This is a genomic window from Lentzea sp. NPDC020367 (genome assembly GCF_044387305.1).
Classification (GTDB): domain Bacteria; phylum Actinomycetota; class Actinomycetes; order Mycobacteriales; family Pseudonocardiaceae; genus Lentzea.
The window spans coordinates 35272-55788 of record NZ_JBIRVV010000026.1 but is presented as its reverse complement, the minus strand read 5'-3'; the positions used below and the strand labels follow the sequence as shown (position 1 = coordinate 55788).

Below are 20517 nucleotides of genomic sequence, written 5' to 3'. Positions count from 1 at the left end.
GTTAGGCCCGCGCTCCCGCCGGGCGCTTCTTCAAAACCGCTCGCCTGGGCCAGCGCGTCTCCAGCCAGATGGCTACGGGTGCGGCGGTGACCACTGTGGACGCGGTGCCGGCGACCAGGCCGATCAGCAGTGCGGTGGCGAAGTTGGCCAGTGAGCCGTCGCCCAGGACCAACAGTGCCGACAGCACGAACAGCACGCCGATGCCGGTGTTCACGGTTCGTGGCACGGTTTGGACCACCGCGTCGGACACCACGTCCGGGTACGCGGCCTTCAGGCGGGAGCCTCGCAGTTCGCGCAGTCGGTCGAAGACGACCACCGAGTCGTTGACCGAGTAGCCGATCACGGTCAGCAGGGCAGCGAGGAACACGCCGTCGGCCGTTTTGCCCATCCACGCGAAGATGCCGACCAGGACGAAGACGTCGCTGAGCAGTGCGGCGACGGTGGCCACGCCGAGGCGCCAGTCGAAGCGGATGGCCAGGTAGCCGAGTTGGGCGGCTACGGCGATGGCCAGGCCGATCACTGCGTTGCGGCGCAGTTCGGACGAGAGTGACGGGCCGATCAGTTCGTTGCTCGACTGGCGGGCGCCGCCGTCCACGGCCGAGGAGACCACCTCGCCCAGGCGGGACGAGATGGCGTCGTCGATCGGGCCGGTGCGCAGGGAGACCTCTTTGCCCGACGACGAGACGACCACGTCGGAGAAGCCCGCGTCACCCAGGGCGGTGCGCACGCGACCGGAGTCCACAGCACCGCCCGCGGTGAAGTCGAGCATGCGGCCGCCGGTGAACTCGACGCCCAGGTTCAGGCCCCGCACGAGGAGGCCCGAGAACGCCACCAGCACCACGGCACCGGCGCTGATCAGCCACAACGACGGGCGGCGGTAGAGCACGACGGACAGGCGCTGGCGGACCCAGCCCAACGTGTGCAGGCCGCTCAGCTGAGGATGCCGGCCGACGAAACGGGTTCCGAGGGCCCAGACCACCAGGACGCGCGACAGCACCAGGGCGCTGAACATCGACGCCAGCACACCGATGGTCAGCGTCACGCCGAAGCCCCGGACCGGGCCGGTGGCCAACCAGAACAGCAGGCCGGCCGCCAGGAGTGTCGTCACGTTCGAGTCGGCGATGGCGCTCAGCGCGCCGCGGAAGCCGTTCTCGGAGGCGCGGCGGAGATTGGGTTTTCGGGCGTACTCCTCGCGCGCTCGTTCGAAGATCAGGACGTTCGCGTCGACCGCCATGCCGATCGCCAGCACGAAGCCGGCCAGACCCGGCAACGTCAAGGTCGCCCCCACCGCCAGCAACCCGGCGTAGGCGACGCCCGCGTAGCCGACCAGGGCGACCACGGCCAGGAACCCGGCCAGGCGGTAGGCGACCATGAGGAACAACGAGGTCAGCGCGATGCCGATGATCGCGGCCTTGGCGCTGGCCTCGATGGCCTCGGCGCCCAGGGTCGCGCCGACGGTGCGCTGTTCGATCACCTCGACTGGCACGGGCAGCGCGCCGGAGCGGATGACCAGTGCCAGTTCCTTGGCCTCCGGCTGGGAGAAGCGGCCGGTGACCGTGGTCGCGCCGCCTGCCTGACCTGCGCCGCACGGCGTGTCGAGGCTGACCTCCGGCGAGGAGATCGGCTTGCCGTCGAGCACGAACGCGATCTGCCGGCCAGGAGTGCCGGACGGCTCGCAGGCCGCCTCGCCGGTGACCTTCTGCCAGGTCTTCGCGCCGTCGCCCTGGAACTGGATGTTGACCACGAAACCGGCGCCCTGCGGGTTGCGCGCGGACTGCGCGTCGGAGATGCCCTCGCCGGTCATGACGGTCTGGCCGTTGCGTTGAACGGTGAGCTGCGCGGTCTGGCCGAGGACCTTCACCGCCTCGGCGGGGTCCTGGACGCCGGGCAGTTCGACGACGATGCGGTTCTCGCCGGAGCGGGCGATCACCGGTTCGGCGACGCCCAATGCGTCGACTCGGCGGCGCAGGACCTCGAGCGAACGGTCGGCGGCGTCGGAGTCGCCCTTGGCTTCGAGGACGATCTGGGTTCCGCCGCGCAGGTCGAGGCCGAGGCGGGGATCTGTGGTGAGCAGCAGAAAAGCGGATGCGACGAGGACCCCGAGCGCTATGAGACCGCGCACGAGAAGACCCCGGCGCGCGTTGTCGCGCGACATGGGTGAGTGAGCCTTCCGAAGAGGGTTGCTGGGAAACGAGATTCAGCGACCGGAAGGCGGTGAACGAGCGGGCTGCGGGGTCCAGCGGATGCCCTCGGGCGTGCGGTGCACGCGGCGGGCGAAGGCGACGACGAACCGCATCGGCATCGCGGGCTTCGCGATGGGCGGCACGTCGGACGGCACCTGGGCCTGCGGGACCTGGGCTGCCTGGAGGTTGTGCGGTTTGGGCGTGGTGACGGGCAGGTTCGCGAAGTCGTGGCCGTGCCGGACGACAGCACCGGAGACCACGGGCTCGGCGGGCGCGGCGACGATGAACAGCTGTCCGAGGAACAGCAGGAACGCGAGCGCGACCGCGTTGCGACGCATCACCGCTTCCTGCCTCCACCGACGTAGACGAGCGCTCCCCCCACGACAGCGCACAACCAGGAAAGCACAAGTGGCTGCATCGTGGTGGCTCCGAAGAACAACGCGACGGTCCAGCCGACCAGGATCAGGGCGGAGGCGGCGAGCAGGGACACCGTCACGGCGAGCTTGCGCAGGCTGAACAGCAGCTTGAACGGACGCAGCCGCAACGCCACGACCAGGCAGCACAGCACCAGCGCGCCGGTGAAGAACCCCAGGTAGGGCGTCGGCCGGGGCATGCCGGCGATCAGCGCGAGTAAACCGCCGCCGACCAGCAGCAACGAGAGCATCCGCAGCGCGCGCCACACCTGCACCTTGTTCAACTGCAGCTGCGTGGGCCGGGAAGAACGTCGCCGTTGCACGGTCGCGAGGTTCGCCTTGGAGTCCGCGTCGGACGGGTCGAGCTTGATCGCCGACCGGTACGCGTGCTCGGCGGTGCCCCAGTCGCGCATGCGCAGCGCCGCGTCGCCGAGCACCTGGAACGCCCGCGCCTCGGTCGGTGCGAGCTGGGAGGCGTGCAGAGCCGAGTCGAACGCCTCCACGGCCCCGTCCGGGTTGTCGGCGAGGACCTCGGCGAGCACGACGTAGCAACGCCAGTCGCCCGGCTTGCGCCGCACGGACTCCCGCGCCGCGACGGCCGCCTCGACGTGCCTGCCGAGGTCGCTCAACGCCAGCGCGGCGAGCCGCTGCGGCCAGGCGGGCTCGCCGTCGAGCACCATCGCGCGCTTCGCCGAGTCGAGCGCCTGGTCCGCCTCACCGAGGTCGAGGTGGGCGGCGGCGAGCCGGCACCACGCCTCGGCGTGCCGAGGGTTCGCCGCCACGAGGGGCCGCAGCAGGTCGATCGCCTGCCGCGGCTTCCCCGAGGCGGTGAGCTCGGCTGCGCGCAGCAGCACGGCTGTCATCGGCTCGGACACGCCGCACAGTGTGGCAAAGCGCCTCCGGCCCTCGAACGGGTGACCTCAGCCGGCCGTCCCGAACCAGCGCGCGAGCTCCACTTCGAGCGCCGCCTGGTCCTCGCCTGCCCACGCCACGTGCCCGTCCGGCCGCACCAGCACGGCGGGCGCGTCGAGGTCCTCGCTGACGTCCACGACGTGGTCGACCCGGTCCGCCCAGGCACCGACCGACAACGACCCGGACTGGTCGAGCAGGATGCCGCGACCGGCGTGCATCTGGTCGTAGAGGCCGCCGCGCTTGAGCGACAGGTCCCCGATCCGCCTGCCCACCAGGTCGTTCTCCGAGCCGAGGTCGTACCGGACGGAGACCGCGATGATCTTCTCGATCAGGTAGCGGTTGACCTCCTCGAACCCCACGAGCTCGGTGAACAGCCGCCGCACGGCCTGCGGCCCCGGCTCGACCTTCATCAGTTCGATCTGCGCGCGGGTGTTGTTCAGCACCTCCTCGGCCACCGGGTGCCGTTCGGCCTCGTAGGTGTCGAGCAGGTCAGAAGGTGCCCAGCCGTGCACCGCGCCTGCGAGCTTCCAGCCCAGGTTGAACACGTCCTGCACGCCGAGGTTGAGCCCCTGCCCACCGGTCGGCGGGTGGACGTGCGCCGCGTCGCCCGCCAGGAACACGCGGCCGGAGCGGTAGCGCTCGGCCTGCCGGGTGGCGTCGCCGAAGCGGGACAGCCAGCGCGGCGAGTGCACGCCGAAGTCGGTTCCGGCGACCTTGACGAGCTGCTCCTTGAAGTCGTCCAGGGTCGGCATGACCGCGCGGTCCTCGTTCACCCCCTCCGCGGGCACGACGACCCGGTACGTCGCGGTGCCGCCGATCGGGCCGATGCCGAACCGCTTCTGGAGCTTGCGGACCTCCAGCATCAACGGCATCGCCTCCTCCCACGGCATGCCGATCTCCATCTCCCCCAGCAGCGTCTCCACCCGCGACGGCTCGCCGGGGAAGTCGATGCCGGCCAGCTTCCGCACGGTGCTGCGGCCGCCGTCGCACCCGACCAGGTACCGCGTCCGCACCGACGTGCCGTCCGCCAGTTCGACGGTCACGCCCTCGTCGTCCTGCGTGAACGCGGTCACCGTGCTGCCGCGCCGGATCTCGGCGCCGAGCTCGGTGGCGTGCTCGGCGAGCAGCCGTTCGGTGATCGGCTGCGGCAAGCCGAGGACGACCGGGTACTTCGTGTTCAGCCGCTCCGGCGCGGGCTTGTCGATGCCCGCGAAGAACCCGGCCAGCGGATGCGTCTGGCCGGCCGTCAGGAACCGGTCGGCGATGCCGCGCTGGTCCAGGATCTCGATGCTGCGCGCGTGCATGCCGAGCGCCCGGACGACCTTCGTCGGCTCCGGATCCCGTTCGAGCACCAGCACGCTCACGCCGTGCAAACGCAACTCGCCAGCCAGCATCATGCCGGTCGGTCCACCGCCGGCGATGATGACGTCGATCATGGAGTCTTCCCCATTTCCCCAGGTAGATGACGTTGGCCGGGAAATGATGAAGCACACCCGGGGTCTTGTGGCAAGGCCCCCCGTGCGCTATATGTTGAAGTGGGAGGAGAGCGCTGCTCTCCTCTTTCGTCGTTTCTGGGGGTCACGACGTGCGGTGGTACTTCGCCGGGCTCGTGCTGTCGTTCTTCGGGACGAGCGCGATGATGCTGGTCTCCGGCGTGTGGGTGAAGTCGCTGACCGGCAGCGACACCCTCGCCACCCTCGCCCTGCTGTGCGTCTACGCGCCGGGCGTGCTGTCCCCGTGGATCGGCCGGTTCGCCGACTCCTACCGCCGCAGGCCGTTGCTGATCTGCACGGACCTCGCGATCGTGCCCGCGCTGGCCGTGCTGTTCTTCACCGACGAGATCTGGGTGATCTTCGTCGTGCTGCTGCTCTACGGCACGAAGGCGGTGCTCGTCAGCGCGGCGGAACCGGCGTTGCTGGTGGCGCTGCTCCCGCCCGATCGGCTGGCCAGGGTCAACGGGCTGCGCACGTCGTTGCAGGAGGGCATGAAGCTCATCGCGCCGTTGGCGGGCGCGGCACTGTTCGCGGCGCACGGGGCGTGGCCGGTGGTGGCGATCGACGCGCTGTCGTTCCTGCTCGCGGCCGGCGCCACGGCGATGATCAAGGTCGACGAACCGCCGCCGGCTCCGCGCGAGTTCGCGAGCCTGCCGCACCTCAGGGCGCTCCGGTGGCCGATCATCGGCACGGCGGTGGCGTTGTTCGCCTCCTCGCTGAACACGGCGGCGGCGTTTCCGTTGGTGGAGCACGGCCTGCGCTACGGACCTGAGTTCCTGGGCGTCCTCGCCGCTGCTCAGGGCGCGGGATCGGTGCTCGCGGGCCTGCTGGGCAGGCGCGCGAACGTCACGGCGGGGCTGGTGCTGATGGCCGTCGCCGCCGCGGCACGCATGTCGGCGTGGTTGCCCGCGGTGCTGGTGTCGGGGTTCGTGAACGGCGTGGGTCTCGCCTGGACCGTGATCGCGGTGGCGACGCTGGTCCAGCAACGCACACCAGTCGCCGTGCTCGGCCGGGTCAGCGCCACGGCGATGAGCATCGTGTTCGGTGCCGTGCCGCTCGGGCTGGCCGCCGGTGCCGCGCTCGTGGCGAACGTGGACTTCGAGGTGATCTACCTGGTCATCGCGGCACTCACCGCGGGAACGGCGCTGTGGACGGGCGTTCGCGGCCGCGGTCCGCGAACGTCAGGACAGCACTCCGATGTCCCGCAGGTGGGCGAAGATGATCCGGTCGACCGGTGAGATCCGGTCCGCGTCGGCGGTGGTGAGCCAGGCGAGTTCCTCGATCTCGGCCGACGCCACCGGTTCCCCGTCGAACGACGCGGTGTAGCAGGTCATGCGCACGATCACCCCCGACGTGTGGCCGTGTGCCTGCGCTTCGAACGTCCCCAGGTGCTTCGCCGACGCCGCGTCGATCTCGACGGACAGCTCCTCGCGGATCTCGCGCACGAGCGTCTCGACGTCGGACTCCCCCGGCTCGCGCTTGCCGCCGGGCAGGTAGTACGTGTCCTTGCCCGCTGACCGCGTGCCGAGCACGCGGCCGTCCTTCAAGTAGATCCAAGCCACCTTGTCGATCACGCGACCGAGGTTAGGCGCTGGCGAGTTCCTTGACCACGCGGTGCGCGTCGGCCAGCGACTCGACGGCGAGCTCGCGGAACTGGTGCATCTGCGGCACCACGTCCGCCAGGGTCAGCTCGGCGTGCACGAACTCCAGGTTCTGGTCGAGGCCGACCATCGACAGCACGGCGCGCAGGTACGGCTCCTGGAAGTCGAAGCCCTCGCGCGGCGTGCCCGGCTTGTACGAACCGCCCCGGGCCGTCACGACCACAACGCGCTTGCCGCCCCACGCGAACGTGCCGTCCTCACGGGCGAAGTGCTCGGAAGTCGCGACCTGGTCGATCCACGCCTTCAGGGTCGACGGGATCGAGAAGTTGTACATCGGTGCGCCGATCAGCAGCACGTCGGCGTCGTCGACCTCGGCGATCAGGCCGGCGGCAATGCCCTGGTCAGTGCCGTCCTTGTGCGGGATCGGCGACGCGTGCAGGTCGCGGTAGGTGTAGCCGGAGCCGGGATTCGCGGCACGCCAGCTCTCCGCGAACGCGCTGGAGATCTCGCGGGTCACGGAGCCCTCGTACCGGATGCTCGTGTCGATGTGAAGCAGATTGGTCATACTCGGAACATACGAGCGAAGAACTTCCGAGTCAAGATGTTCCGAGCTAAGAACATCTCCTTCGGGATGTAGGATGGGACACATGGAGGAGCAGCCGGAACTCGTCGAAGCCTGCTTGGAGAAGTGGGATTTGAACTGGCTGCTGCACCGCGCCACCCAGCGCGTCGGCGCGGCGTACGCCGAAGAGATCGCGAAGTTCGGGATCTCGTTGCGCGGTCAGCTGGTGCTCGGCGCGCTCGCGAACGAGGAGGCCATGCGCACCCAGCTCAAGCTCGGCGCGATGCTCGGCCTCGACAAGACCACGCTCACCAGCGAGCTCGACAAGCTGGAGCGGATCGGTCTGGTCATGCGCGTGCCCGACCCCAGCGACCGGCGCGTGCGCACGCCGATCATCACCGACAAGGGCCGGGAGCTGCAGAAAGAGGCGGGTGACGCGCTCGCCGAAGTCGAACGCGCCTTCCACTCCCGCTTCACCGCCGAGGAGATGGCGATCATCCGCAAGGCCCTGCAGGACCTCTCGCGCGGCGAGGGCCCGATGCACGGCTCCTGCATCTAGACGAGAGAGCCCAGGTCTGCCTCTCGCAGCTGCTCCGCCGTCACGGTCGCCTGCGCGTCCACCAGCGCCTTCAACGCCGTGCCGTGGTCCCAGACGTTGACGTTCATGGCCGCCCGCAGCCGTCCGTCGCGCAGCCAGAACGCGATGAACTCCCGCGCGGCCACGTCGCCGCGCACGACCAGTTCGTCGTCCGGCCCGGCGAGGCCGCGGTACTCCATGCCCAGGTCGTACTGGTCGGTGAAGAAGTACGGCGACTTCAGGTACGGCTCGTCCAGCCCGATCAGCGGTCCGGCCGCGTGCGTGCCCTGGTCCTTCGCGTTCGCCCAGTGCTCGACGCGGACCCGGTGGCCGTAGCGCGGGTGCTCCTGCGCCGCGATGTCGCCGGCGGCGAACACGTCGGGCGCGGACGTGCGCAGCAGCGCGTCCACCGCGACGCCGCCCTCGGCCAGCTCCAGACCGGCGGCCTCGGCCAGTTCGAGACGGGGTGTCGCGCCCACGGCCAGCACGGTCACGTCCGGGTGCAGCTCGGTGCCGTCGTCCAGGCGCACGCCCGCCGGCGAGAAGCCCGCGACACCGGTGCCCAGCTTGAACTCCACGCCGTGCTCGGTGTGCAGGCCGCGGAACATCGCGCCCATCTCGGCACCCAGCACGCGCAGCAGCGGTTCGGCCAGCGGGTCGACCACCGTGACGCGGCAGCCGTGCGTGCGAGCGGCGGACGCCACCTCGCACCCGATCCAGCCCGCGCCGACGATCACGACGTGCCTGCCCTCGAGCAGCGCGGACTTCAGCGCCAGCGAGTCGTCCAGCGTGCGCAGCACATGTCCTTGCGCGCCAGGCAGAACGCGCGGGCGCGATCCGGTCGCGAGCAGCAACCGGTCGTAGGGGCGCACTGCTCCATCCGAGTCCACGATCGTGTGATCGCCGGGCCGCAGCTCCAGCACGGACACGCCGAGCTGGAGGTCGATCTCGTTGTCGGAGTAGAAGCTCGGCTCGTGCACCCACGCGGGTTCGGCCGCCTTGCCGAGCAGCACGTCCTTGGACAGCGCGGGAAGTTCGTACGGGCGGTGGTGCTCGGTGCCGAACATGGTGATCTTGCCGCCGTAGCCGCGGTCTCGGAGCGCGCCGGCTGCGGAGGCACCGGCGAGGCCAGTCCCCACGATCACGATCCGTTGCGGTTCCGCCATTTTCACCCCTCCAGGTGACCAAGTCTCATCCCACGTGCGACGCTATCCGCAGCTCGGCGCGGTCGCTGAACGGAGAACGCGAAACCTTCGTCATGACCGACGGTGACGCGCGTCTCTACTGACGCGAGCACCGGCATCACCGGGCCGGTGCGCCGAGGTAGCTGGAGGAAGAAACCCGTGGGAGCCCAAGAGGAGTGGCAGGTGAGCTGCCGCGACATCGCTTCGCGCCGACGGGACATGACGGTGTTCGTCAGCCAGGGGCACATAGTGATTACCGTGCCACCGGGTGAGGCCGCCGTGCTGACACCACTGGAAGTCGGCCGCCTGCGAGCGGCGTTGCGCGATGCGGTCGTGAGCGCGTCCAACACCGACATGTGACCGCCGTCACACCGCTACCTACTCGCTAGTAGGTAGATGGCAGAGTGGGTCGCATGGTGACCCGCGTGCTGCTGACCCTGGTCAAAGCCGGAGTGATCCGGCCGTTGGGCCCGCGCGGGCTCTCCGGCACCGTGCGCGGGTATCTGCAGTGGGACATCACGCTGGCGTGGGGCTTCCAGACGGGCGCGGGACGGCACCCGGACCGTGCGGCGATCGTCGACGACGACGGCATGCTCACGTACGCGGAAGTGAACGAGCGCACCAGCCGGCTCGCGCACGCCTTCCGCCCCAAGGAGCGCGTCGGCCTGCTGTGCCGCAACGGCCGCGCCTTCATCGAGACGATGACCGCCTGCACGAAGATCGGCGCGGACGCCGTCCTGCTCAACACCGGCCTGAGCAAAGGACAACTGGCCCAGGTCGCGCAGGACCAGAAGATCGGCAGGATCGTCGCCGACCGCGAGTTCGCCGACGCGCTGCCCGCGGACATCCCGGTGTTCTTCACCGACGAGCTCGAGTCGCTGACCGCGAACGGGCCCACGACCTCGTTGCCCCGCAGGCCTCCGCGCGGCCGGCTGATCATCCTCACCTCCGGCACCACCGGCACGCCGAAGGGCGCCCGCAGGCCGGAACCCGCGAGCCTCGCCCCGGCCGCCGCGCTGCTGTCGCGGATCCCGCTCAAGCACGGCGACGTCATCTCCATCACCTCCCCGCTCTTCCACGCCTGGGGCCTCGCCGCGTTCCAGCTCGGGCTCGTGCTCGGCGCCACCCTGGTGCTGCGGCGCAGGTTCGATCCGGCGCAGGCGCTCAAGGACGCCGACAGGTGCACCGCGATGTTCGTGGTTCCCGTGATGCTGCAACGCATGCTGGAGGTCTCGCACCGGCCGAACCTGCGGATCATCGCCTCCAGCGGCTCCGCCCTGCCGCCCCGCGTCGCGGCCCGCACGTTGCAGGAGTTCGGTCCGGTGCTCTACAACCTCTACGGCTCAACGGAAGTGAGCTGGGCGAGCATCGCGACACCGGAGGAGATGCTGCGCGAACCGGGCACGGCGGGCAAGCCTCCGCTCGGCACCAGACTGGCCATTGTGGACGATCAGGGCAAGCCGGTGACACCGGGCGAGACCGGGCGCATCTTCGTCGGCAACGAGATGTTGTTCGACGGCTACACCAACGGCACCAGCAAAGAATCGCTGGACGGCCTGATGTCGACCGGCGATCTCGGTTATCTCAAGGACGGCCTGCTGTTCGTGGCAGGACGCGACGACGAGATGATCGTGTCAGGCGGTGAAAACGTTTACCCGCACGACGTCGAGGATTTGCTCTCGACGCTGGACGGCGTCACGGAGGTCGCGGTGCTCGGCGTACCGGACGACGAGTGGGGCCAGCGTCTGGCGGCTTTCGTTGTCGGCGCAAAAACCCTGACGGCCGAACACATACGTGAACACGTGAAGGCGAATCTGGCGCGATACTCCGTTCCCCGGGATGTTTTCTTCGTCAACGAGTTGCCGCGCAACGCAGCCGGAAAAGTGTTGAAACGTCAATTGCGAGATCACCACTAGAGTCAGCCTCCGAATGAGGGGGCTTCACCATGACGGTTCCCGGCAGGACCGCGGATCCGCGTTCCAACGCCGTGCACAACCTGCGCGAGGCACGTATCGCCCTGGACGAGGGCAGGCCGGGCGAGGCGTTGGAGTACGCGGAGAAGGCGGTGGCCGCGTTCGCGTGGCTGGACGACGTCGAGGGTGTCGCGGAGGGCGTGCTGGCGCAGTCGGTGGCGCTCGGCAAACGGGGGCTGTGGCCCAGCGCGCTCGACACGATCGACAAGGTCCAGGAGATCGCGGCGGCGAACCGCCACATCGGACTCCAGGCGCGCTGCAGCTTTTCCCGTGCTGTGGTGGAACTGCGGCTCGACTCGCGGGAGCGGAGCTTCCACTCCTTCGCCCGCGCGCTGGGTCTCGCGGAGCTCACCGGCGACAACGAGCTGATCGGCTCGGTGCTGTTCGAACAGGCACGGGTGATGCGCATGCAGTACCACGAGCACTGCATGATCCGCACCGAGGAGAACCGCTGCAGCCTCGACGGTGAGCCGTGCGTGCGCAAGATCCGCCGCGCGGAAGCGTTGTGCGCTCAGGTGCGCGACCGGTGGAAGACGCTCGGCGACCCGGTGCGGATGGCGATGGTCAACGTCCTGCTGACACACGTGCGCATCGATCTGGGTGAACTTGACCGCGCACACCGCAGCTGGCAGCGCGCTGACCAGTTGCTTGCCGGAAGGAACCGGCCGGTGGCGCGGGCGGAGGCGCTGATGGCACGGGCACGCCTCAGTGGAGCGCGGGCGCGCTACCCCGAGCAGATCGCCCAGCTCACCCAGGCCGCCGAACTCGCGATGAGCTGCCTGGCACGGGAAGTGGCGGTGCACGCGCACCAGCAGCTCAGCGAGGCGCACGAACGAGCCGGCGATCTGGAACGGGCGTTGCGGCACGCGCGGCTGCAGCTGGAGCAATACCGGTTGTGGGAACTGCAGGAGGGCCGCGATCTGCTGCGGATGCGCGAGCACGACCTGTCGTCACGACTGGTGGAACAGTTGGCGCACAGGCGTTTCGAGCCCAAGCGGGAGGACACCGTGGTGCGCGTCCCGAACGCGGGCGAGCTGCACGAAACCGGTACCGCGGAACACACGAACACCCGGATCGCCCGCGCCCTGCGGGCGGGACTCACCAAACGCGGCATCGAGGTGCTGCGACTCGTGGCCGCCGGAGCGAGCACGGCGATGATCGCGGAGTCACTCGGCCTGTCCCCCAAGACCGTGCAGAACCACCTCCAGCGCATCTACACGACGCTTGACGTCAACGGCCGCGCCGGTGCCATCGTCTGGTGGATGAACCTCACCACCAGCTAGTCATTCGCTGTCAACCCCTTGACAACTGGGCCGACCGGACAGGCGGGCCATCGCCCGTTCGGTCGCTTGTCGCTGACCGGGAACTGCCGGTTCCCGGGTGTTTTACCCATGTTCACGCGGTGTAATTGGGTGATGTGATGGGTAACTGGTCTGTGTCATGCTCCGTTAACAAGGTGTCCAGTTAACGAGCGAGGGGCGGTCATGACGAGGCAACGCCGCCCGAACGCCGGGCTAGTGCTTGCGCAGCGCGATGCGTGCCACGTCTCGCCACAGCAGGGGGTCGACGGCCTCGGGGTTGATGTGTTCGAGCATCGCGGCCAGTGCGGTGCGCGCGTCGCCGCCGTCCGCGTCGACCTCGTCCGCCGCCCGCACGAGCAGCAGGTGGCACCGCAGCTGTTGCTCGGCGTCGAGCTGGCCGGTCGCGAGCGCGACCTCCGCCAGTTCGCGGGCCCGGTCGACCTCGCCGTCGCGCAGCGCCAGTTCCGCCCGCAGCGCACGGGCGTGCGCGAGCAGGTTCTCCTGGCGGCGCATGGCCGCGACCGTCGTCTCCACCTTGTCCAGCAACGCGACCACGTCGTCGAGGTTCGCTCCCGGCGTGCGCAGCGTGATGGACGCGCCGGCCAGGCGGACGCGGCAGCGGTACTCGGGATCGCCGTCGAAGTCGTCCAGCATCGCGACGGCCTCGCGGATGCAGTGCGCGGCCTCCATCCGGTCTCCCAGGCGATCCGCGACCTTGGCGCGCACCCACCACGTGGAGATCGCGAGCCGGTCGCGGCCGAGTTCGGGCAGCCGCGCGGAAAGCTGGTCCACGACCTGTTCGGCGTCCGCCAGGCGGCCGGCCGCGGTGAGCTCCGCGCACAACGCGATGAGCGCACGCGTGTGGACGCGACGCACCCGGTCGCCTTCGCCGTTCGACAGTTCGACGGCTTCGGTCGCGGCCTTCACGGATTCGGCCGTCCGGCCGAGGCGCCGCAACGAGGATGCGCGCAGGATCTCCACGAGCGCGTCCACCGCCGGACCGGGAGACCACGACTTGCGCAGCTTCGCCCCCGCCAGCAGCAGACCCTCGTGGTCTCGCTGCCGCGCGAGCATCACCAGGCGCGTCCAGCGCACGCACCAGCCGAACATCTCCTCGTCGGACCGCTTTCCCAGCGTTTCCAGCAGATCGACGGCCATCACGAGGTCGCCGTCGTGGTACGCGAGCAGCGCTTCGCACCACGCCAGCGCCTCGTCCTGCATCGCGGTGCGGTCCTCGTCGACCATCAGCTCGGACGGGTCGACGCCGAGCACCTCGGCGAGCCTGCGGACGACGGTGGGCGACGGCACCCGTTCGCCGGACTCCAGCCGGGACACGTAGCTCATCGAGACGCCGGGGCACGCGAGGTCCTTTTGCGACAAACCACGTTGCAGCCGGACCGCCCGCAACCGCGCACCGAACCTCGTCAACGACTTCCTGCCCTCATCCACGGCCGCCACCTATCGAAGGAGCCCCTTAATGAAGTTGAACACTATCGCTCGAACCGTCGCGGCCGTGATCCTCAGTTTGGGGGCACTGCTGGCGATGTCGGGCGCGGCCTCGGCTGACGAGCACGACAGCAGCTTCACTCCCCCGTACTGCGCCCGGCCCTGATCGGATCGTCTGAGCCGGGGTGGTCCCGCCTCCCTCGCAAGCGGGACCACCCCGGCCACCGACACACCAATTGACGCACCTGACCACACCACCAGGTACCGGTGAGGCACCCTTGTGGGGTGACTCTGCAACTGCGCACGCCTCGTCACCAGGTGAGTCCGAAGTCCGTCCTGCTGTGGACGATGCAGGCCGCCGTGTTCTGGCTCGTGCTCTTCGTGCCCCAGCTGATCGTGTTCCTGCTGGTGAGCAACCCGCCCACGTGGGAGCTGGTGCTCATGATCGCCACGCTGGTCGTCGGCGTCGTGCACACCGCGGTCGAACCGAGCTGGCGCTACCGCGTCCACCGCTGGGAGACCACGCCGGACGCCGTCTACACCCTCTCCGGCTGGCTGAACCAGGAGTGGAGAGTCGCGCCGGTCTCGCGGATCCAGACGATCGACACGAAACGCGGGCCGTTCCAGCAGTTGCTCGGCCTGTCCACCGTCACGGTGACGACGGCGTCGGCCGCCGGTCCCGTGGAGATCGAGGGCCTGGAGCACGAGGTCGCGCAGAGGCTCGTGGTGGAACTGACGAACACGACGCAGGCCACGCCGGGTGATGCCACGTGACCACCCCCGCCGAGCTGCCCGCGGCGCCGGAGTTCACCGAGCCGCTGCAGGAATGGCACCGCCTGCACGTGCGGATGCTGGTCGTGCGGCCGCTCAACGAGGGCATCGCGATGCTGGTGCCGATCCTCGTGCTGCTGTTCACCGGCAACGGCGAGAAGTGGCGGCTGATCGCGTCCGGAGCGACGGTCGCGGCGATCCTCGCGTTCAGCTATCTCATTTGGCGCACCACGAAATACCGCATCACCGGCGACCAGGTCGAGCTGCACACGGGTCTGCTGACCCGCAAGCAGCTCGCGGTGCCGCGTGATCGCATCAGGACGGTCGACCTCACGTCCAAACCGGGCCACCGGATCTTCGGGCTGTCGGCGGTCCGGATCGGCACCGGGCAGCAGGACGCCCCCGGCACGGACGGCCTCACGCTCGACGCCGTGACGCAGCAGGAGGCCGAGCGGCTGCGCTTGTTGTTGCTGCAGAAGGGAGTCGCGCCCAAGGCTGTGGCCGAGGGCGAGAACGCGGAACCGGTTCCGCTGCCCGAGTCCGAGGTCATCTCGCAGCTCGACCTGAAGTGGCTGAAGTTCGCGCCGCTGTCGTTGTCGGGTCTCGTCGCGATCGGCGCGGTGTTCGGCGTGCTGTCCAACTACGCCGACGACCTCGGCCTGCACCCGGTGCAGGACCTGTGGGAGTGGCTGTTCGAGAACCCCAGCCTCGCGCTCTTCGCCGTGTTCCTGGTCGTGCTGGCCGTCCTCGGGCTCGTGCTGTCGATCCCGCTGTACATCCTGCAGTTCTGGAACTACCAGCTGACCCGCGAGCCGGACGGAACCCTGCGCGTGCAACGGGGTCTGCTCACCACCCGCTCGGTTTCGGTGGAGGAGCAACGTCTTCGCGGCGTCGACATCCAGGAATCGCTGCTGGTGCGCGCCGGCAAGGGCGCGAAGCTCGCGGCCGTGACGACGGGCCTCGGTTCCAAGGGCGAGAGCAACCTGCTGCTGCCGCCCGCGCCGCTGTCCGTGGCGCACCAGGTGTCGCGGGACGTGCTGAAGGTCGGCAACGACCCGACGACGCTGCGGCTGCGCAAGCACCCGTTCGCCGCGTTGCGCCGCAGCATGGTCCGGCACACCATGCCGTGGATCGTGATCGCGGTCGGCCTCGCGGTCTTCGCGCCGTCGTGGGCGTGGCCGATCCCGGTGGCGATCCTCCCGTTCGCCGCGCTGGTCGGCTGGGACAACTACCGCTCGCTCGGCAACGCCCTGGACGAGCGTTATCTGGTGACGCGCAACAACTCTCTCGTGCGCAGCACTGTCGCGTTGCAGCGCACCGGCATCATCGGGTGGCGCATCCACCGGTCGTTCTTCCAGCGCCGCAGCGGTTTGGTGACGATCGGCGCGACCACCGCGGCGGGTGCGGGCGTCTACCACGTCACGGACGTCGGCGAGTCCGACGGACTGGCGCTGGCCGACGAGGCCGTGCCGGACCTGTTGCGGCCGTTCCTGATCGACGAGTAGTTCCTTTGTGGAGGGTCACGCCGAGCGGAAAGTCTGACGGTACGCGCTCGGCGAGACCCCGATCGACGCCGCCAGTTGCTGGCGCAGCGCCGCTCCCGTCCCGAAACCGGCGTGGTTCGCGACCTGGTCGATCGGCAGGTCGGTGGACTCCAGCAGGTGCCGGGCGCGGTCGACGCGCTGCTGCGTCAGCCACTGGCCCGGCGACATCCCCGTCTCGGCGCGGAACCGGCGGGTGAAGGTGCGCACGCTCATCCGCACCTGCGTGGCCATCGCGGCGAGGTCGAGCGGTTCTTGGAGGCGTTCCAAGGCCCATTCGCGGGCGAGCGCCGTGGAGGTGTCCGGGTAGCTGGGCACCGGGCGGTCGACGAACTGGGACTGCCCGCCCTGCCGCCACGCCGGCACCACGCAGTAGCGGGCGATCCAGTTCGCCACCTCGCTGCCGTGGTCGGACCTGATGACGTGCAGGCAGAGGTCGATGCCCGCGGCGACGCCCGCCGACGTGAGGATGTCGCCGTCGTCGATGAACAGCACGTCCGGGTTGAGCCGCACCTTCGGGTAGAGCGCGCGGAACTCGTCGGTGGTGCCCCAGTGGGTGGTCGCTGGCCTGCCGTCGAGCAGCCCGGCGGCCGCGAGCACGAACGCGCCCGTGCAGATCGACATGATCCGGCGCGCGTTGGTCGTCGTGAGCGCCTCCAGCACCGCCGGTTCGAGCCGGCCCTCGCGTGCCGGCTTGTAGTGGGTGCCCGGCACGAGCACCGTGTCCGCGTCTTGGAGCACCTCCAAGCCGTGCTCGGGCGCGATGGTGAAGCCGCCGCTGGTGGGGATCGGGCGGCGGTCCGGCGAGCAGACGACGACCTCGTAGCGGTCCTTGAGCCGGGCGAACATGTGCGTCGAGCTGCCGATGTCGAACGCGACCGACTGCTCCAGCGCGAGAACGGCGATCCGGTGCATGGCCTGATTCTTTCACATGTTGGCCATCGGGCCACTGGTCGCTGAATCCGCCATCACCGAACCTTGTCGGCGTGAGACTGCATTGGGCCTGGGTTGTCGCGGGCGTGTCGTTCATCGCCCTGGTCGGTGCCGCGTCGTTCCGCGCGGCGCCGGGAGCGTTGATCGAGCCGTTGCGGGCGGAGTTCGGCTGGTCGACCGGCACGATCTCGCTCGCCATCTCGATCAACCTGTTGCTGTTCGGGTTGACCGCGCCGTTCGCGGCCGCGCTGATGGACAGGTTCGGCGTGCGGGTCGTGGTGACCTGCGCGTTGACGCTGGTCGCTATCGGCAGCGGGCTGACGGTGTTCATGACCGCGTCGTGGCAGCTCGTTCTGCTGTGGGGCGTCGTGGTCGGGCTCGGCACCGGCTCGATGGCGCTGGCGTTCGTCGCGACGATCACCGGTCGCTGGTTCGTGCGGCACCGCGGCCTGGTCACGGGCGTGCTGACGGCGGGTGGCGCGGCCGGCCAGCTGGTGTTCCTGCCGACCGTGGCCTGGCTGTCCGAGTCCTACGGCTGGCGGTACGCGTCGCTGGTGATCTGCATCGCCGCGCTCGCGGTCGTGCCGCTGGCCGCGTTCTTCCTGCGCGAGTACCCGCGTGACGTGGGGCTCCTGCCGCTGGGCGCCACCGAGGACACTCCCCCGCCACCGTCCGGCGGCGCGGCCAAGCGTGCCCTCACCGCGTTGGCCACCGCCGCGAAGACCCGGCCGTTCTGGCTGCTGGCCGGTGGGTTCGCGATCTGCGGAGCGTCCACGAACGGTTTGGTGGGCACGCACTTCATCCCCGCCGCGCACGACCACGGCATGCCGACGACGACCGCCGCCGGGCTGCTGGCGCTGGTCGGCGTGTTCGACATCGTGGGCACGATCGCGTCCGGCTGGCTGACCGACCGCGTCGACTCGCGGCTGCTGCTGGCGGGCTACTACGCGTTGCGCGGCCTCTCGCTGATGCTGCTGCCCCAGCTGTTCGGCGACTCGGCGCACCCGTCGATGCTGGTGTTCATCATCTTCTACGGCCTGGACTGGGTCGCGACGGTGCCGCCGACCGTGGCGTTGTGCCGTCAGTACTTCGGCATGTCCGGGCCCGTCGTTTTCGGCTGGGTGTTCGCGTCGCACCAGCTCGGCGCAGCCGTCGCGGCCTCGGCGGCCGGGCTCACCCGCGACCACCTGGGCAGCTACGACCTGGCCTGGTACGTCGCGGGCGCCCTCTGCATCGGCGCGGCCGTGCTGTCAGCGTCGCTTGCGCGAAGTCCCGAACAGACCTCGCGTGATCTCGCGCGCCAGGGCGCTGCCGGCTGACCGCAGGAACGACTTCACGGCGCTGTTGCCCAGCACCTTCTCGACCATCCCCGGTTCCTCCTTCTCCTGACGAGGAGGAGCCGGGGCCTGCTGCTGTTCTTCCTGCGGTGGCGCGACTTTCTGCATCAGCTGCTCGTAGGCCGACTCGCGGTCGACGGTCTCCGAGTACTTGCCGTGCAGGTCGCTGGAGGACGCCGCCTGCTTGATCGCGTCGTTGCCGATGGTGTCCATCAACGAGCGCGGCGCCCGCAGCCGAGTCCACGCCACCGGTGTCGGCGCGCCCTTCTCGCTGAGCACGGTGATGATCGCCTCGCCGATGCCGAGCGACGTGAGCGCCTTCTCCAGGTCGTAGTGCGGCGTCGTCGGGTACGTCTTCACCGTGCGCGCCAACGCCTTCTGGTCGTCCGGCGTGAACGCGCGCAGTGCGTGCTGGACGCGCGCGCCGAGCTGCGACAGCACGTCGTTCGGGATGTCGGTCGGCAGCTGCGTGCAGAAGAAGACGCCGATTCCCTTGGACCGGATGAGCTTCACGGTCTGGGTGATCTGGTCGAGGAACGCCTTGGAGGCGTTGGAGAACAGCAGATGCGCCTCGTCGAAGAAGAAGACGAGCTTGGGCTTCTCGACGTCGCCCTCCTCCGGCAACGTCTCGAAGAGCTCTGCCAGCAACCACATCAGGAACGTGGAGAACAACGCCGGGTTGCCCTGCAGCTCCGCGAGTTCGAGCAGGCTCACGACGCCCTTGCCGTCGCGCTGCCGCATCAGGTCGGCCGGGTCGAGCTCCGGTTCGCCGAAGAACCTGTCGCCGCCCTGCGCCTCCAGGTTGACCAGGGCCCGCAGGATCACGCCCGCCGTGGAACTCGAGACGCCGCCGATGCCCTTGAGGTCGGCCTTGCCCTCGTCGCTGGTGAGGTGCTGGATGACGCTGCGCAGGTCCTTGGTGTCGAGCAACGGCAGGCCGCGGCTGTCGGCCCAGTGGAAGATCAGGCCGAGCGTCGACTCCTGCGTGTCGTTCAGCCCCAGCACCTTCGACAACAGGATCGGCCCGAAGCTCGTGATCGTCGCCCGCAGCGGCACCCCGAGACCGCCGGTGCCGATCGACAGGAACTGCGTCGGGTACGACTGCGGCTGCCAGTCGTCGCCGGTGTCCTTGGCACGGGCCGTGGTCCGGTCGCTGACGCCACCCTGCTGCGACAGACCGGACAAGTCGCCCTTCACGTCCGCCATCAGCACCGGCACGCCGTTGTTGGACAGCTGTTCGGCGAGCAGCTGGAGGGTCTTCGTCTTGCCCGTTCCCGTTGCGCCCGCGACGAGTCCGTGGCGGTTGACCATGGCCAACGGGATGCGGACGTGAGCGGTCGGCTCCACGGTGCCGTCGACCAGCACGGCGCCGAGTTCGATGGCCGCGCTCTCGGACGCGTACCCGGCAGCGATCTCAGCTTGAGCCGTCATGCACGAGGAGCGTAATCAGGTTGCTGCACGCCGCCACTCGAAGTTGAGCCCTCGCGCAGTAATGTTTCCGGCGTGATGGATCGTCTGGTGTGGATCGACTGCGAGATGACCGGACTCGACTTGGGCAAGGACGCTCTGATCGAGATCGCGGCACTGGTCACGGACGCCGAGCTCAACGTGCTCGGCGACGGCGTGGACATTGTGATCCACGCGGATGACGACGTGCTCGCCTCGATGCCGGACGTCGTCATGGAGATGCATGCCAAGTCGGGCCTGACCGAGGAGGTGCGCGCGTCCGCCGTCTCCATGGAGGAGGCAGAGGCCGCCGTGCTGGCCTACATCAAGGAGTGGGTGCCGGATCCCCGGACCGCTCCCCTGGCCGGCAACTCCATCGCCACCGACCGCGGGTTCATCGCCCGCGACATGCCGGCGCTGGACGCGCACCTGCACTACCGCATGGTCGACGTGTCGTCGATCAAGGAGTTGTGCCGGCGCTGGTACCCGCGCATCTACTACGCGCAGCCGGGCAAGGGCCTCGCGCACCGGGCGCTCGCCGACATCGTCGAGTCCATCCGGGAGCTCGCGTACTACCGGCGGACGGCGTTCGTGCCGCAGCCCGGTCCGTCGTCCGAGCAGGCCCAGGCCGTGGCCGCTGACCTGCTGAAGAGCGCCGAATGACCCCCTGATTTCAATATCGGTAGCTCTCGTTGCTATGCTTTCCTCGCCGGTCAACGACTGGCAATGGTGGGTGTAGCTCAGCCGGTAGAGCACTGGGTTGTGATCCCAGGTGTCGCGGGTTCAAGTCCCGTCACTCACCCTTTGTCGAAAGGCCTCCGCACTCGCGGGGGCCTTTCTTCAC

Annotated in this window: 20 protein-coding genes and 1 tRNA gene; 11 read left to right on the top strand and 10 right to left on the bottom strand. The window is 69.4% G+C overall.

All coding sequences use genetic code 11. From position 1 onward, the window contains the following. Position 1: 1 nt before the first annotated feature. From secD to rox, 4 genes are all read right to left on the bottom strand, one after another. Entirely contained in the window at positions 2 to 2122 is a 2121-nt protein-coding gene (secD, locus tag ACH413_RS45695) for a protein translocase subunit SecD (RefSeq protein ID WP_360048399.1), read from the bottom strand. 75 nt (positions 2123 to 2197) lie between these two features. Further along, a complete protein-coding gene (locus ACH413_RS45690; protein WP_360048400.1) occupies positions 2198 to 2521 on the bottom strand; it encodes a hypothetical protein in 324 nt (107 codons plus the stop codon). Further along, on the bottom strand, positions 2521 to 3471 hold the full coding sequence (locus ACH413_RS45685) for a tetratricopeptide repeat protein (protein WP_360048401.1): 951 nt from the start codon (positions 3469 to 3471) through the stop codon (positions 2521 to 2523). The genes ACH413_RS45690 and ACH413_RS45685 overlap by 1 nt, the downstream gene beginning before the upstream one ends. Positions 3472 to 3516: 45 nt before the next feature. Then, positions 3517 to 4944, bottom strand: coding sequence for a rifampin monooxygenase (gene rox / locus ACH413_RS45680; protein WP_360048403.1), 1428 nt, complete (start codon positions 4942 to 4944; stop codon positions 3517 to 3519). Between the two features lie 149 nt (positions 4945 to 5093). Between rox and ACH413_RS45675 the strand changes: the two genes are divergently transcribed. After that, positions 5094 to 6239, top strand: a complete 1146-nt coding sequence (locus ACH413_RS45675) for an MFS transporter (protein ID WP_360048405.1) — start codon at positions 5094 to 5096, stop codon at positions 6237 to 6239. Here ACH413_RS45675 and ACH413_RS45670 read toward each other — a convergent pair. Together ACH413_RS45670 and ACH413_RS45665 are read right to left on the bottom strand one after the other, a co-directional pair. Continuing rightward, positions 6183 to 6575, bottom strand: a complete 393-nt coding sequence (locus tag ACH413_RS45670; RefSeq protein ID WP_360048407.1) for an NUDIX domain-containing protein — start codon at positions 6573 to 6575, stop codon at positions 6183 to 6185. The genes ACH413_RS45675 and ACH413_RS45670 overlap by 57 nt on opposite strands. A 10-nt stretch (positions 6576 to 6585) precedes the next feature. Next, the gene (locus tag ACH413_RS45665) at positions 6586 to 7167 is read right to left on the bottom strand and encodes an NAD(P)H-dependent oxidoreductase (RefSeq protein ID WP_360048409.1); all 582 of its coding nucleotides are present in this window, start codon (positions 7165 to 7167) and stop codon (positions 6586 to 6588) included. 82 nt (positions 7168 to 7249) lie between these two features. On the opposite strand from ACH413_RS45665, the gene ACH413_RS45660 reads away from it, so the two are divergent. Further along, positions 7250 to 7723, top strand: coding sequence for a MarR family transcriptional regulator (locus ACH413_RS45660; RefSeq protein ID WP_360048411.1), 474 nt, complete (start codon positions 7250 to 7252; stop codon positions 7721 to 7723). Here the strand turns inward: ACH413_RS45660 and ACH413_RS45655 are convergent. Next, positions 7720 to 8907, bottom strand: coding sequence for an FAD-dependent oxidoreductase (locus tag ACH413_RS45655; protein WP_360048412.1), 1188 nt, complete (start codon positions 8905 to 8907; stop codon positions 7720 to 7722). The genes ACH413_RS45660 and ACH413_RS45655 overlap by 4 nt on opposite strands. Positions 8908 to 9084: 177 nt before the next feature. Between ACH413_RS45655 and ACH413_RS45650 the strand changes: the two genes are divergently transcribed. The 3 genes from ACH413_RS45650 to ACH413_RS45640 are packed head-to-tail and all read left to right on the top strand — an operon-like array spanning position 9085 to position 12181. Next, positions 9085 to 9285, top strand: coding sequence for a hypothetical protein (locus tag ACH413_RS45650; protein ID WP_093599065.1), 201 nt, complete (start codon positions 9085 to 9087; stop codon positions 9283 to 9285). A gap of 53 nt (positions 9286 to 9338) precedes the next feature. Beyond that, positions 9339 to 10841 (top strand): AMP-binding protein, encoded by a 1503-nt coding sequence (locus tag ACH413_RS45645; protein ID WP_360048414.1) that lies wholly within the window; start codon positions 9339 to 9341, stop codon positions 10839 to 10841. Positions 10842 to 10870: 29 nt separating this feature from the next. Next, positions 10871 to 12181: a LuxR C-terminal-related transcriptional regulator gene (locus tag ACH413_RS45640; protein ID WP_360048416.1), complete on the top strand. Its 1311-nt coding sequence runs from the start codon at positions 10871 to 10873 to the stop codon at positions 12179 to 12181. 231 nt (positions 12182 to 12412) lie between these two features. On the opposite strand, the gene ACH413_RS45635 is transcribed toward ACH413_RS45640, so the two are convergent. Beyond that, the gene (locus tag ACH413_RS45635; protein WP_360048417.1) at positions 12413 to 13648 is read right to left on the bottom strand and encodes a helix-turn-helix domain-containing protein; all 1236 of its coding nucleotides are present in this window, start codon (positions 13646 to 13648) and stop codon (positions 12413 to 12415) included. A 28-nt stretch (positions 13649 to 13676) separates the two neighbouring features. Here ACH413_RS45635 and ACH413_RS45630 point away from each other — a divergent pair, with 28 nt between their 5' ends. The 3 genes from ACH413_RS45630 to ACH413_RS45620 all read left to right on the top strand — a co-directional run bounded on the left by ACH413_RS45630 (position 13677) and on the right by ACH413_RS45620 (position 15921). After that, entirely contained in the window at positions 13677 to 13811 is a 135-nt protein-coding gene (locus ACH413_RS45630; protein WP_360048418.1) for a hypothetical protein, read from the top strand. Positions 13812 to 13936: 125 nt separating this feature from the next. Next, complete coding sequence (locus ACH413_RS45625) at positions 13937 to 14419, top strand: PH domain-containing protein (protein ID WP_396426113.1); 483 nt, start codon at positions 13937 to 13939, stop codon at positions 14417 to 14419. Beyond that, positions 14416 to 15921, top strand: coding sequence for a PH domain-containing protein (locus tag ACH413_RS45620; RefSeq protein WP_360048420.1), 1506 nt, complete (start codon positions 14416 to 14418; stop codon positions 15919 to 15921). Before ACH413_RS45625 ends, ACH413_RS45620 begins: the two co-directional genes overlap by 4 nt. A 15-nt stretch (positions 15922 to 15936) precedes the next feature. Here ACH413_RS45620 and ACH413_RS45615 read toward each other — a convergent pair whose 3' ends face one another. Then, on the bottom strand, positions 15937 to 16872 hold the full coding sequence (locus tag ACH413_RS45615; protein ID WP_360048422.1) for a helix-turn-helix domain-containing protein: 936 nt from the start codon (positions 16870 to 16872) through the stop codon (positions 15937 to 15939). A gap of 71 nt (positions 16873 to 16943) precedes the next feature. Here ACH413_RS45615 and ACH413_RS45610 point away from each other — a divergent pair, with 71 nt between their 5' ends. Beyond that, a complete protein-coding gene (locus ACH413_RS45610) occupies positions 16944 to 18209 on the top strand; it encodes an MFS transporter (protein ID WP_360048423.1) in 1266 nt (421 codons plus the stop codon). Here ACH413_RS45610 and ACH413_RS45605 read toward each other — a convergent pair. Beyond that, complete coding sequence (locus tag ACH413_RS45605; RefSeq protein ID WP_360048424.1) at positions 18141 to 19658, bottom strand: helicase HerA-like domain-containing protein; 1518 nt, start codon at positions 19656 to 19658, stop codon at positions 18141 to 18143. The two genes, ACH413_RS45610 and ACH413_RS45605, sit on opposite strands and share 69 nt — an antisense overlap. 72 nt (positions 19659 to 19730) lie before the next feature. Here ACH413_RS45605 and orn point away from each other — a divergent pair, with 72 nt between their 5' ends. Both orn and ACH413_RS45595 read left to right on the top strand, forming a co-directional pair. Continuing rightward, positions 19731 to 20336, top strand: coding sequence for an oligoribonuclease (orn, locus tag ACH413_RS45600; RefSeq protein ID WP_360048426.1), 606 nt, complete (start codon positions 19731 to 19733; stop codon positions 20334 to 20336). A 66-nt stretch (positions 20337 to 20402) separates the two neighbouring features. Next, positions 20403 to 20475, top strand: a tRNA-His gene (locus tag ACH413_RS45595). The last annotated feature ends 42 nt before the right edge of the window (positions 20476 to 20517 follow it).